The sequence below is a fragment of the Pseudomonas sp. SJZ131 genome (assembly GCF_007828705.1).
GTDB lineage: Bacteria > Pseudomonadota > Gammaproteobacteria > Pseudomonadales > Pseudomonadaceae > Aquipseudomonas > Aquipseudomonas prosekii.
Genome location: NZ_VIVC01000002.1, coordinates 1,431,218 through 1,443,498, shown reverse-complemented (window position 1 = coordinate 1,443,498; position 12,281 = coordinate 1,431,218). Strand labels below are relative to the sequence as shown.

The 12,281-nt window shown below is 57.1% G+C and carries 15 protein-coding genes and 1 tRNA gene; 4 read left to right on the top strand and 12 right to left on the bottom strand.

Translation table 11 applies throughout. The features are described from left to right. Nucleotides 1-39: 39 nt before the first annotated feature. Nucleotides 40-543, bottom strand: coding sequence for a hypothetical protein (locus tag FBY12_RS13675; RefSeq protein ID WP_145253144.1), 504 nt, complete (start codon nt 541-543; stop codon nt 40-42). Nucleotides 544-881: 338 nt separating this feature from the next. On the opposite strand from FBY12_RS13675, the gene FBY12_RS13670 reads away from it, so the two are divergent. Together FBY12_RS13670 and FBY12_RS13665 are read left to right on the top strand one after the other, a co-directional pair. Next, nucleotides 882-1,316 (top strand): PaaI family thioesterase, encoded by a 435-nt coding sequence (locus tag FBY12_RS13670; protein ID WP_145253143.1) that lies wholly within the window; start codon nt 882-884, stop codon nt 1,314-1,316. Nucleotides 1,317-1,320: 4 nt separating this feature from the next. Further along, the gene (locus tag FBY12_RS13665) at nt 1,321-2,334 is read left to right on the top strand and encodes a zinc-binding dehydrogenase (protein ID WP_145253142.1); all 1,014 of its coding nucleotides are present in this window, start codon (nt 1,321-1,323) and stop codon (nt 2,332-2,334) included. Nucleotides 2,335-2,336: 2 nt separating this feature from the next. On the opposite strand, the gene FBY12_RS13660 is transcribed toward FBY12_RS13665, so the two are convergent. After that, entirely contained in the window at nt 2,337-2,765 is a 429-nt protein-coding gene (locus FBY12_RS13660; protein ID WP_256663307.1) for a MarR family transcriptional regulator, read from the bottom strand. Nucleotides 2,766-2,804: 39 nt separating this feature from the next. Here FBY12_RS13660 and FBY12_RS13655 point away from each other — a divergent pair, with 39 nt between their 5' ends. Continuing rightward, on the top strand, nt 2,805-3,167 hold the full coding sequence (locus FBY12_RS13655) for a helix-turn-helix domain-containing protein (protein WP_306092823.1): 363 nt from the start codon (nt 2,805-2,807) through the stop codon (nt 3,165-3,167). A gap of 59 nt (nt 3,168-3,226) precedes the next feature. Here the strand turns inward: FBY12_RS13655 and FBY12_RS13650 are convergent, their stop codons facing one another. From FBY12_RS13650 to thrS, 10 genes are all read right to left on the bottom strand, one after another. Beyond that, the gene (locus FBY12_RS13650) at nt 3,227-3,808 is read right to left on the bottom strand and encodes a TetR/AcrR family transcriptional regulator (RefSeq protein ID WP_145253141.1); all 582 of its coding nucleotides are present in this window, start codon (nt 3,806-3,808) and stop codon (nt 3,227-3,229) included. 154 nt (nt 3,809-3,962) lie between these two features. Further along, a tRNA-Pro gene (locus FBY12_RS13645) sits at nt 3,963-4,039 on the bottom strand. Between the two features lie 89 nt (nt 4,040-4,128). After that, complete coding sequence (locus FBY12_RS13640) at nt 4,129-4,485, bottom strand: MerR family transcriptional regulator (RefSeq protein ID WP_003179985.1); 357 nt, start codon at nt 4,483-4,485, stop codon at nt 4,129-4,131. Continuing rightward, nucleotides 4,466-4,768, bottom strand: a complete 303-nt coding sequence (gene ihfA / locus FBY12_RS13635) for an integration host factor subunit alpha (protein WP_002553164.1) — start codon at nt 4,766-4,768, stop codon at nt 4,466-4,468. Before ihfA ends, FBY12_RS13640 begins: the two co-directional genes overlap by 20 nt. Nucleotides 4,769-4,771: 3 nt before the next feature. Continuing rightward, nucleotides 4,772-7,153, bottom strand: coding sequence for a phenylalanine--tRNA ligase subunit beta (pheT, locus tag FBY12_RS13630; protein ID WP_145253140.1), 2,382 nt, complete (start codon nt 7,151-7,153; stop codon nt 4,772-4,774). 26 nt (nt 7,154-7,179) lie between these two features. Next, nucleotides 7,180-8,196, bottom strand: coding sequence for a phenylalanine--tRNA ligase subunit alpha (gene pheS / locus FBY12_RS13625; RefSeq protein WP_007905876.1), 1,017 nt, complete (start codon nt 8,194-8,196; stop codon nt 7,180-7,182). A 109-nt stretch (nt 8,197-8,305) separates the two neighbouring features. Beyond that, a complete protein-coding gene (gene rplT, locus FBY12_RS13620; protein WP_007905879.1) occupies nt 8,306-8,662 on the bottom strand; it encodes a 50S ribosomal protein L20 in 357 nt (118 codons plus the stop codon). 27 nt (nt 8,663-8,689) lie between these two features. Beyond that, nucleotides 8,690-8,884: a 50S ribosomal protein L35 gene (gene rpmI, locus FBY12_RS13615; RefSeq protein ID WP_008145659.1), complete on the bottom strand. Its 195-nt coding sequence runs from the start codon at nt 8,882-8,884 to the stop codon at nt 8,690-8,692. A gap of 60 nt (nt 8,885-8,944) precedes the next feature. Continuing rightward, nucleotides 8,945-9,496, bottom strand: coding sequence for a translation initiation factor IF-3 (infC, locus tag FBY12_RS13610; protein ID WP_176469887.1), 552 nt, complete (start codon nt 9,494-9,496; stop codon nt 8,945-8,947). After that, a complete protein-coding gene (gene thrS, locus FBY12_RS13605; RefSeq protein ID WP_092279966.1) occupies nt 9,496-11,418 on the bottom strand; it encodes a threonine--tRNA ligase in 1,923 nt (640 codons plus the stop codon). The genes infC and thrS overlap by 1 nt, the downstream gene beginning before the upstream one ends. A 372-nt stretch (nt 11,419-11,790) precedes the next feature. Here thrS and FBY12_RS13600 point away from each other — a divergent pair, with 372 nt between their 5' ends. Next, nucleotides 11,791-12,093, top strand: coding sequence for a hypothetical protein (locus FBY12_RS13600; RefSeq protein ID WP_121732160.1), 303 nt, complete (start codon nt 11,791-11,793; stop codon nt 12,091-12,093). The last annotated feature ends 188 nt before the right edge of the window (nt 12,094-12,281 follow it).

Here is a 12,281-nt window from a genome sequence, read left to right as displayed (position 1 = left end):
AATGGCGGCCATCAAGCCGGTCTCATGCGCAGACCGGTTTCAGGTTCGGACCAGTCCACGCTGCTGTCCACGCACCAGCCGGCATTGCACGGCAAATCCCACGACAAACAAACAAAACACTACCAATAAGGTGATCTTCACCGCGCCCGCGCCAGGACCGGCGGCCAACGGCTGGTCGGCTGGCAGTCGAGTGAGTGTTTCGTTGATCGCGGGCACCAGTGACAAGAAGAAACTGAACGACAGCCCGAAGACCGACAGATAAGGGCGAAGCTTGCCGAAAAAGGTCAATCGCGGCACCAACACACCGCCGAAGGCTGCCAGCAGAACGACAATGCCAAACACATGCCCTGCGTTTAAACCGCCAGTACTTGAAACTCCAAATGAGGTGATGACCGCTAGCACCAACCCCAGCAAATACGTTTTGCCGGAGCGTGTGGTGGTGTCGATCTTGCTGTAGCGGGCGAAGCTGTAGAGCCCCGCGAAGACGGGAACCAGGCTGATGACTGTATGGACTATTCCGACAAACGACAGTGGATGGGGCATGGGAATCTCTCAGGGAAATTAAGCTCGGCGCCACTGTTGCGGCGATGAGGAGTCAGGCATCGAGAGCTTCCGATGCCGCGTTGAACTGATCGATGCCGACGACCCTGTGCCTGAATAAAACTCCCTGAACATGCTCCCGCTCATCCGCCGGCTCTGTTTGCATGTGACCTCGAACGGAGTTGAATCTACTAGTAGGTAGGCTGACCTGTCAAGCGAGCTACAACCTCACATCAACATTGTTGACATAAGGTCCTCGCAGCGTTTAGGTTGGCCGCTGATGTGCGCTCTCCACTGCGCACCGCGACCACGCTACCGGGCCGGGCCACACGGGAAATCACATGAGCGAAAACGAGATATCCGGGTTGCAAGCGCTGCGTGCGTTGATTCGCGGGGAGATCCCCGCCTCTTCCATCGGTCAGACGATGGGCCTGACTGCCGTCATGGTCAGCCCAGGGAGAATTACCTTGGAGGCTCGGCCCGATGATCGACATCTGAACCCGGCAGGTGCCGTACACGGTGGTTTCGCCGCGACTTGCCTGGATGGCGCTGCGGCGTTGGCGTTGTTTTCTACATTGGAAACGTCGACGCCGCATTCAACGATCGACCTCAACGTCAAATTCGTGCGACCGCTGCGCGTCGGCCAGATCTATCGTGTCGAAGGATGGCTGGTGGAGCGTACGCGTAGCCTGGCGATTTGCGATGCGCACGTGGTCGATGACGCGGGCAAGCTTTTCGCCAAGGCGACCACCACGTTTGCCGTCGCGGGAGCCTGAGCCAATGAAAGTATTGAACGTCCAGAGTGCCGGGCGATTGGCCTGGATCGAAGCGCCATCACCGCCGCTTTCCAGCGCCCACGGTGCGCTGGTCCGCCCGATAGCCAGCGCTTCCTGTGACCTCGACCGGCGCCTGATTGCCGGCACTACACCCTTTAAACCGCCCTTTGCACTAGGCCACGAATGTGTGGCGGAAGTGTTGCAAGTCGGTGAGGCAGTGCTGACCGTCCGACGCGGCGACCTGGTTTCGGTGCCGTGGAAGATCGCCTGTGGAAACTGCCCTCAGTGCCTTGCCGGGCGAGCCACCGCGTGCACAACGGTGCCGCGTCACGCCGCTTACGGTGTCCCCGCAGGCGGCCATTGGGGCGGGCTGTTTTCGGAAGTCGTCGATGTGCCATTTGCCGACGCGATGCTGGTGCCGTTGCCACCGGGGCTCAATCCGCTGGCGGTGGCAAGTGCCAGTGACAACCTCACGGACGCGTGGGTCGCCACCAGCCGCCCGATCAGCACGCGGGAGAACGCCCGCGTTCTAGTGGTGGGAGGCACAGAAAGTCTCGGCGTGCTCGCGGTTCAGATGGCCGTGGCCGCAGGCGCAGGGAGCGTCGATTACCTGGACGACAATGACTATCGTCGCGACCTCGCGGTGCGCAGCGGTGGCAACGTCGATCTGCCGACGATACTCGACGAGCGTTACGACGTTGTCGTGTCCGCGACCCGCGATCACCAGTCACTGCACCGCGGGTTGCTGGCACTGGCGCCGGGCGGACATTGCTCATGCATCGGCATCATCTTCGACGATCCGAAGATCCCTCTGTTTGGCATGTATTTGCGCGACGTCACCCTTTCGGTAGGGCTGTGCAATGTGCGCCCCCACATCCCCAAGGTGTTCGACCTAGTCAGCAGCGGACGCTGTGATCCGCTGATGGTAAGCCCGACTGTGGTCTCGCCCGACGAGGCAACCGAAGCGCTGCTCGACCCGCTAGCCAAGTGCATCATGGTGCGCGAGCGCATCACCTGAGTTCAGTTCAGATTGTCGGCCAGTGACGCCATGATCGAGGTCCAGGCCGCTTGCCCTTCGACACCAGCACTGCGAAACGCTTGATCCAGCGTCTGCCGCTCCGATTCAGTAGCGGTCTGTTCCACCACCCTGCCCGCTTCCGTGAGCGCCAGCAGCTTGAAACGATGGCGCTCCGGGGCGCGGCTGAAACACACCAGATCCTGATCGATCAAATGCTTGAGAGGTCGGTGTAACGCTTGTTTGCTGATGCCTAACGTCATCGCCAGATCACCGACATTGATCTCATCCGCCCGGGCGATGATGTAGAGAACGCGGTGATGCACGCGCGACAGGTCGAGCGTCGCCAGAAACTGATCGGCCTTGACGGTCAGCCCGCGAAAGCCGAAATGCAGCAACTCAAGCGCATGATCGAGTGGATGCAGCGACTTCATGCTGACTGATGCTGAATTTATCTTTTTTTCAATGACCATGTGCGCGGGTTCCCTGAGCTCCGGCGCAGCCTAAACCGTAGGGATACTCAGGGCAACTGCGAAGCCGGTCCGGTACGTGCCATTTGCGTGCCGATTACATTCAGGCTCTACGCCGACCCATCGATCCGCACATTGCAGTTGAAGCGAGATCTGCCCGGCGTTTCCCAGAAGATGCTGACGGCCCACCTTCGGGAGATGGCCAGAGATGGTTTGATCGAGCGAGTCGACTTAGGTGAAAAGCCTCTGCGAGTCGAATATCAACTATCAGAAACAGGCCGCCAGCTTCTTCCGGTTCTCATCGCAGCGCGCAGATTTTCGACTGGCCATTTACCCGCGGCTGACGATTCGACAGAGGATGTTTAAGTACTTCGGCGAGACGTTAGTGTTACGTCCATGCGCATCTGACATCAACGTCAGCGTTATTACTTGTTAACCAACTTGTCGATAAGCGGGAGGGTAATTACGCCAAACATCGCCGGATCGCCATAGGCACGAGCCGAGAGCATGGCGCCATGAACGGTCGCCATGAAAGCCTCCGCCTCGGCCCGTGCCTCACCGGTCAAGATGAAATTACCCTGCTCCGATCCGCGCTGCAGAACAGAAGTGAGCCAAGTGGACAGTGCCAGAAAGTGCGTGCGCACCTCTACCACCACGTCCTGCGGTAATACCGGAATCTGCGTCGCCAGTAATGCACAGACGCAGTAGCCCTTTGCAGCGTCGGCAATGCACGATTGCCAGTAACCCATATAGGCGCGGAGTTGATCTTCCGGCGACGGACAATGGCGCTCTATTTCGCCAATTCCAACTTCCGCTTCCTCCCGGTACCGTCTGACCAGCGTGACGACGAGATCGAGCTTGGTAGGAAAGTGGTGGTGGATACTGGCCTTGCGAATGCCTACGAATTCCGCGATATCCGCATAGCTGAAACCGTTGTACCCGCCGGCGATGATGAGCGAGCGTGCGCAGTTGAGGATTTCGTTAAAAGTGTTCGAGTGATTAGTCATGGCCGGACGCTACCTTCTAGTAGGCTGAGCGTCAAGGTGGGTAATCGGGTCAGGAAGGGCGAAGGAGGCAGACGTGAAAAATCGAGCCGTCCGCAAAAGTCACAGACATGAAAAAGCCCAACTCGCGAAAGTTGGGCTAAGTCACTGAAAAATATGGTCGGGACGGAGTGATTCGAACACTCGACCCCTTGCACCCCATGCAAGTGCGCTACCGGACTGCGCTACGCCCCGACTAGGCGTTTAACCTGTTCTTCTCCTCGAAGAACGCTCAAGAATATATCGCAAGCTTTTGAAAACTGGAAGTATTCAAACGCTGGATTTTACTTCTTGAGCACAACCAGCACGTCTTCCAATTCGGCAATCATCTGCCGGATCATCTGCTTGTACTGAGTGGTGTCGTCTTTGGCTTCATCGCCGGACAACCGCAAACGCGCGCCGCCGATGGTGAACCCTTGATCGTAAAGAAGCGCGCGGATCTGCCGGATCATCAGCACGTCCTGGCGCTGATAATACCGGCGGTTTCCGCGGCGTTTGACGGGGTTGAGTTGAGGAAACTCCTGCTCCCAATAGCGCAGCACGTGCGGTTTTACCGCACACAGCTCGCTGACTTCACCAATGGTGAAGTAGCGTTTGCCTGGGATGACGGGTAGCTCGTCGTTATGACTTGGTTCCAGCATAAGCCTCAACTCGGGCCTTCAACTTCTGCCCTGGACGAAAGGTGACCACACGGCGAGCCGTGATCGGGATTTCTTCACCCGTTTTCGGATTGCGGCCAGGCCGCTGGCGTTTGTCCCGAAGGTCGAAATTGCCGAAACCGGACAACTTGACTTGTTCGTTGTCTTCCAGAGCGTGCCTGATTTCTTCAAAAAACAGTTCGACCAATTCCTTGGCCTCCCGTTTATTCAGGCCCAGCTCCTCATACAGACGTTCCGCCATCTCAGCTTTCGTCAGAGCCCCCATACGTCACTTCCTTAACGTGGCGTTCAACCTTTGTTCGAGCGAGGTGAGGATATTTTGCGTCGTAGTATTCACCTCATCGTCGTTAAGAGTGCGCGATGGATGCTGCCAGGTCAAGCCGACTGCTAGGCTTTTTCTATCAGGATCAATGCCTTTACCCTGATATACGTCAAATAGCCTGAGGTCCGTCAGCCATTCCCCTGCATTTTCACGGATTACGTCCAGCACGGCGCTGGCGGCGACGTCTTTTTCAGCAATCAGCGCAAGGTCACGTCGCACTTCAGGAAAACGCGACAACTCCTGGAATTTAGGCATTTTACCCAAAGCCACTTCAGCCAGAACCAGCTCGAAAACAAACACCGGACGGTCGAGACCGAGGTTTTTCGACAGCTCAGGATGAATTGCGCCGACAAAACCTACAAGGCGCCCTTCACGCTCGATGCGCGCGGTTTGACCCGGGTGCAGCGCCGGGTGCTTGCCCGGTACAAACGTGAACGAATTCAGTGCACCGGCAAAGCCCAACACCGCTTCAACATCAGCCTTGATGTCGAAGAAGTCGATGACATCACGCCCTTGCGCCCAGCCTTCCGGCAGACGGCTGCCACAAACAACACCGGCGAGCATCGGCTCTTGCTTCAGACCATCCAGTTGACCGACAAAACGCAGCCCGCTTTCGAACAAGCGAACCCGATCCTGCTGACGATTCAGGTTGTGCTGCAGCGATTTGACCAAGCCTGGCCACAGCGACGAACGCATGGCTGCCATGTCATTGGAAATCGGATTGGCCAACAGCAGTGGTTCAACACCCGGATTAAACAGTTCGAACTGTTTCGGATCGATGAAGCTGTAAGTGATCGCTTCCTGATAACCACGCGCCACCAGCAGGCGACGCAGTTCAGGCAAGTCGCTGCGGGCTTCAGCCTTGGCTTGCGGCGCGAGGCGGGCTTGCGGATAACGAACCGGCAGACGGTTGTAGCCGTACAGACGGGCCAGCTCTTCGATCAGATCAACTTCCAGGCTGATATCGAAGCGATGGCTTGGCACTTCTACGCGCCACTGCCCTGCTCCATCGGCGCTAACCTTCAGGCCCAGACCATTAAGCAGACGCTCGACTTCGACCGGGTCCATCTCCATGCCCAGCATCTGCGTGATGCGCTGCGCTCGCAACGTGACCGGGGCGATCGACGGCAGATGCTGTTCGCTGACGGTTTCGATGATCGGGCCAGCTTCGCCGCCAGTGATTTCCAGCAGCAGGCCAGTGGCGCGCTCCATGGCTTCGCGGGCCAATTGCCAGTCCACGCCACGCTCATAACGATGCGAAGCGTCGGTGTGCAGGCCGTAGGAACGGGCCTTGCCAGCGACAGCAATCTGGTCGAAAAATGCGCTTTCGAGGAATACATCACGCGTGGTCGCAGTGTTGACGCCGCTGTGCTCGCCACCCATGACGCCGGCGATTGCCAAGGCGCGGGTGTGGTCGGCAATTACCAGCGTATCGCTGCGCAGGCTGACTTCCTGACCGTCAAGCAAAACCAGCTTCTCGCCTTCTTCGGCCATGCGCACGCGAATGCCGCCATTGATTTCGGCGAGATCGAACGCGTGCAGCGGTTGACCCAATTCGAGCATCACATAGTTGGTGATGTCGACGGCGGCGTCGATGCTGCGCACGTCGCCACGACGCAAACGCTCGACCATCCACAGCGGTGTTGGCTTGGACAGATCGACGTTACGGATTACCCGACCCAGATAACGCGGGCAAGCGGCGGGCGCCAGCACTTCGACCGAACGCACTTCGTCGTGCACGGCCGGCACGACAGCAACTACCGGACGGGTGACTTCGGCGTTGTACAGCGCGCCGACTTCACGGGCCAGACCGGCCAGGGACAGGCAATCGCCGCGGTTCGGGGTCAGATCGACCTCGATGCTGGCATCGTCCAGGCCCAAATATTCACGAATGTCCTGACCAACCGGTGCATCGACCGGCAATTCCATCAGGCCATCGTTGCCTTCGCCAACTTGCAGCTCGGCTTGCGAGCACAGCATGCCGTTGGACTCAACGCCACGCAGCTTGGCTTTCTTGATTTTGAAGTCGCCCGGCAGTTCGGCACCGATCATGGCGAATGGAATCTTCAGGCCCGGACGCACGTTCGGCGCTCCGCAAACGACCTGGAAAGTCTCCGAGCCATTGCTGACCTGGCACACGCGCAACTTGTCGGCGTCCGGATGCTGCTCGGTGCTCAGCACCTCGCCCACCACCACACCGGTGAATTCGCCGGCGGCCGGCGTAACGCTATCGACCTCAAGACCGGCCATCGACAGACGAGCAACCAGCTCGTCACGACTAACCTGCGGGCTTACCCAGCCGCGCAGCCATTGTTCACTGAATTTCATCCTGCTCTCCTAAGAATTCGTTACGACTAGCGAAATTGCGCGAGGAACCGCAAGTCGTTGTCGAAGAACAGACGCAAGTCGTTCACGCCGTAACGCAGCATGGCCAGACGCTCAACGCCCATGCCGAAGGCAAAGCCCGAGAACTCTTCCGGGTCGATCCCGGACATGCGCAGCACGTTCGGGTGAACCATGCCGCAACCCATGACTTCCAGCCAGCCAGTCTGTTTGCAGACACGGCAGCCTTTACCGCTGCACATCACGCATTCCATGTCGACTTCGGCGGATGGCTCGGTGAACGGGAAATACGAAGGACGGAAACGCACGGCCAGTTCTTTTTCGAAGAACACGCGCAGGAATTCCTCGATGGTGCCTTTCAGGTCGGCGAAGTTGATATCGCGGTCGACCAGCAGGCCTTCGACCTGGTGGAACATCGGGGAGTGGGTGATATCCGAGTCGCTACGATACACACGGCCTGGGCAGACGATGCGGATCGGCGGCTGTTTCGATTCCATGGTGCGGACCTGTACCGGCGAGGTATGGGTGCGCAGCAACATGTTGGCATTGAAATAGAAGGTGTCATGCATCGACCGGGCCGGGTGATGGCCTGGGATGTTGAGCGCTTCAAAGTTGTGATAGTCGTCTTCGACCTCAGGGCCTTCGGCAATGCCGTAGCCAATGTGGGTGAAGAACTGTTCGATACGTTCCAGAGTGCGGGTAACCGGATGCAGACCACCCGAGGTCTGGCCGCGGCCAGGCAGGGTCACGTCAATCGACTCGGCGGACAGTTTGGCAGCCAGATCGGCCTCTTCAAACAGTGCTTTGCGCGCATTGAGAACCTCTGTGACGCGCTCCTTGGCAACGTTGATCAGGGCGCCGACTTGCGGACGCTCTTCTGCCGGCAAATTCCCCAGGGTCTTCATCACCTGAGTCAATTCACCCTTTTTGCCAAGGTAGTGAACCCGGATTTGCTCCAGGGCATTGATATCTTCAGCGCTTTGCACAGCCTCTAGTGCTTGAGAGACCAGCGCATCCAGGTTTTCCATGTACAGACTCCAGATACAAAATAGGGGAAGAGCTTGAAGGCTCTTCCCCTATTTATGACGTTTAACACCTGGCCCCACAAAGATGAGGCCGGGTGACTGTCGGGGGTACTTAAGCCAAGGTGGCTTTAGCTTTCTCGACAATCGCAGCAAACGCCGCTTTTTCGTTCACTGCCAGATCAGCCAGAACCTTACGGTCGATCTCGATGGACGCTTTTTTCAGGCCGGCGATGAAACGGCTGTAGGACAGACCGTTGATACGTGCACCAGCGTTGATACGAGCGATCCACAGAGCGCGGAACTGACGTTTTTTCTGACGACGGTCACGGTAGGCGTATTGGCCTGCCTTGATTACCGCTTGCTTGGCAACACGGAATACGCGCGAGCGAGCGCCGTAGTAGCCTTTAGCAAGTTTCAGAATTTTTTTGTGACGTTTACGGGCAATGACGCCACGCTTTACACGAGCCATGAGTTACTTCCTCTATTCTTGACTAAATTAACGAAGGCGCAGCATGCGCTCGACTTTTGCCACGTCACACGGTGCCAGCAAGCTGCTACCGCGCAGTTGACGCTTACGCTTGGTCGACATTTTAGTCAGGATGTGGCTCTTGAAAGCGTGCTTGTGCTTGATACCGTTAGCAGTTTTCAGAAACCGCTTAGCAGCACCACTTTTAGTTTTCATTTTTGGCATGTTCGGATACTCCGCATTCAGTTGATAAACATAATCAGTAGGCCTGCCGTGCCCAAATGATTACTTCTTCTTTTTCGGGGCGATGACCATGATCAGCTGGCGTCCTTCCATCTTAGGATGCTGTTCGACCGAACCGTACTCGAGCAAGTCACCTTCAACTCGCTTGAGGAGTTCCATCCCCAGCTCCTGGTGGGCCATCTCACGGCCGCGGAATCGCAAGGATACCTTGGCCCTGTCCCCATCACTCAGGAAACGTACCAGGTTGCGCAGTTTTACCTGGTAATCCCCTTCCTCCGTCCCTGGACGAAACTTGATTTCTTTAACCTGAATCTGCTTCTGGTTCTTCTTGGCTGCGGCAACCTGCTTCTTCTTTTCGAAGATCGATTTGCCGTAGTCCATCAGCTTGCAGACAGGAGGTACAGCATCGGCGGAAATTTCCACCAAATCGAGCTTGGCTTCTTCAGCCTTAAGAAGCGCGTCTTCAATTGACACAATCCCAAGCTGCTCGCCCTCAGCCCCAATTAACCGAACCTCGCGTGCCGAGATATTCTCGTTGATCGGGGCTTTCGGTGCAGCTCGTTTATCTTGTCTCATTTCACGCTTAATAGTAATTACTCCGAATCTGGGCGACCACGCCGGGAAACCGCTTGCGCGAGAAACTCAGCGAACTGGGCGACGGGCATCGAGCCCAGGTCAGCACCTTCACGAGTACGCACAGCGACAGTCTGCATCTCGACTTCCCGATCTCCGATAACCAAGAGATAGGGAACCTTGAGCAAAGTATGCTCGCGGATTTTAAAGCCGATCTTTTCATTTCTCAAGTCAGACTTGGCACGAAATCCGCTTTCGTTGAGAGTTTTTTCAACCTCGGCGGCGAAATCGGCCTGTTTGTCAGTGATGTTCATGATCACTGCCTGGGTCGGAGCAAGCCACGCAGGGAACGCGCCCTCGTAGTGCTCGATCAGGATTCCGACAAAACGTTCGAAGGATCCAAGGATCGCCCGGTGCAACATTACCGGGTGCTTGCGACTGTTGTCTTCGGAGACGTATTCGGCTCCCAGACGGACAGGCAGATTAAAATCGAGCTGAAGGGTACCACACTGCCAGACACGGCCAAGGCAATCTTTCAGCGAAAATTCGATCTTCGGACCGTAGAACGCGCCCTCCCCCGGCTGCAGATCGTACGGCAGACCAGCGCTATCAAGGGCTGCAGCCAATGCCGCTTCAGCGCGATCCCACAGCTCGTCGGAACCTACGCGTTTTTCCGGACGAGTGGAAAGTTTCATTTCGACGTCTTTAAAGCCGAAGTCGGCGTAAACGTCCATGGTCAGCTTGATGAATGCAGCGGATTCGGCCTGCATCTGCTCTTCAGTACAGAAGATGTGCGCGTCGTCCTGAGTGAAAGCACGTACACGCATGATGCCGTGCAGCGCACCCGACGGCTCGTTCCGGTGGCAGGCACCGAATTCGGCCAGACGCATCGGCAGTTCGCGGTAGCTCTTCAAGCCTTGGTTGAACACCTGCACGTGGCAAGGGCAGTTCATTGGCTTGATCGCGTAGTCGCGGTTTTCCGACTGCGTGGTGAACATGTTGTCGGCGTAGTTGGCCCAGTGCCCGGATTTCTCCCACAGGCTGCGGTCAACGACTTGCGGAGTCTTGATCTCCAGATAGCCGTTGTCGCGCTGAACCTTGCGCATGTACTGCTCGAGCACTTGGTACAAAGTCCAGCCGTTCGGGTGCCAGAAAACCATGCCCGGCGCTTCTTCCTGGGTGTGAAACAGGCCCAGACGCTTGCCGATCTTGCGGTGATCGCGCTTTTCAGCTTCTTCTATGCGCTGGATGTAAGCCGCCAGCTGCTTCTTGTCAGCCCAGGCAGTGCCGTAAACGCGCTGCAATTGCTCGTTTTTGGCATCGCCGCGCCAGTAGGCGCCGGACAACTTGGTCAGCTTGAAGGATTTCAGGAAACGCGTGTTCGGCACGTGCGGGCCGCGGCACATGTCGACGTATTCTTCGTGATAGTACAGGCCCATGGCCTGCTCGTTCGGCATGTCCTCGACCAGGCGCAACTTGTAATCTTCGCCACGGGCCTTGAACACTTCGATCACTTCGGCGCGCGGAGTGACTTTCTTGATCACGTCGTAATCTTTTTCGATCAGCTGCTGCATGCGCTGTTCGATCGCGGCCAAGTCGTCCGGAGTGAAAGGACGCTCGAAGGCGATGTCGTAATAGAAGCCTTCGTCGATGACCGGACCGATGACCATCTTGGCGGTCGGGTACAACTGCTTGACCGCATGGCCAACCAGGTGGGCGCAAGAGTGGCGAATGATCTCCAGCCCCTCTTCATCCTTTGGCGTAATGATTTGCAGCGTGGAATCGCTGTCGATGATGTCGCTGGCGTCAACCAGCTTGCCATTGACCTTGCCGGCCACGGTGGCTTTGGCCAAGCCTGCACCAATGGATGCGGCGACCTCGGCTACGGAAACCGGGTGATCGAATGAACGTTGACTGCCGTCGGGAAGAGTAATAGTTGGCATGGCGCCTCCTCTCCTAGTGGTGACCCCTACCAAAGGTCACGTGGGTTGGGATGAGCCAGTACAAGATCCGATCCAGGCCATTCAATGACGAACGCCTGCCTTACAGCGGCAGGAGCCTTGCGGCCAACCGGAAAACCGAACCAGAGTGACTGGGATTCAAATCAGGGTTATTCGGTCGTTGCCGCTGCCGGGACGAAAAGTCAGCCGGAGCCTGCAAAAGCCCGAGCGGGGCATGCTAGCACAGATGAACGGTCATCGCGGCAACGAGCTTTTGCACTACGGCAAATCAGCCGTTTTATGCCAGAGTGCTGAACTAGAACGGCGCTTTACCCCTCATATAACAAGACATTGACCCACAAGGAGCATCCCAGCATGCGTCTGAATCGTTTGTTCGCAGTCGTCGCACCCATTGCCCTGTTGCTGCCACTGGCTGCCCACGCAGACTGGCCAAAAGGTGAGCGCGCCAAATACATGGCTCAGTGCACTCAGGCCGCCACTCCACAGATTGGCGCCGCAGCCGCCAAGGCGCACTGCGCCTGTGGCGCCGACGCAATCAAGTCGTATCCGGCCAAGGACATCCAGGCATTGATGGACAACAAGGCACCGCTTGACCTGCAACAGAAGGCATTGGGCCAAATTGCCGCGTGCAAAGCCGATACCGCGCCAAAAAAGTAAGCGCCAAAATGCGCTTTGAGGGCTCTGACAGACGATGAAATGCATGCAAAAAGCGTCTTTTCCGACAAATTTTGCAGGTTTTACAGGTTTTTTTATCGTCTTTACTTTCGGCTGAAAGCCTTTTAAATCGGGGCTCTCAGCCAGATCGAGCAACAAAGAATGTGCGGTTATGGGGTAAACAGCACCCG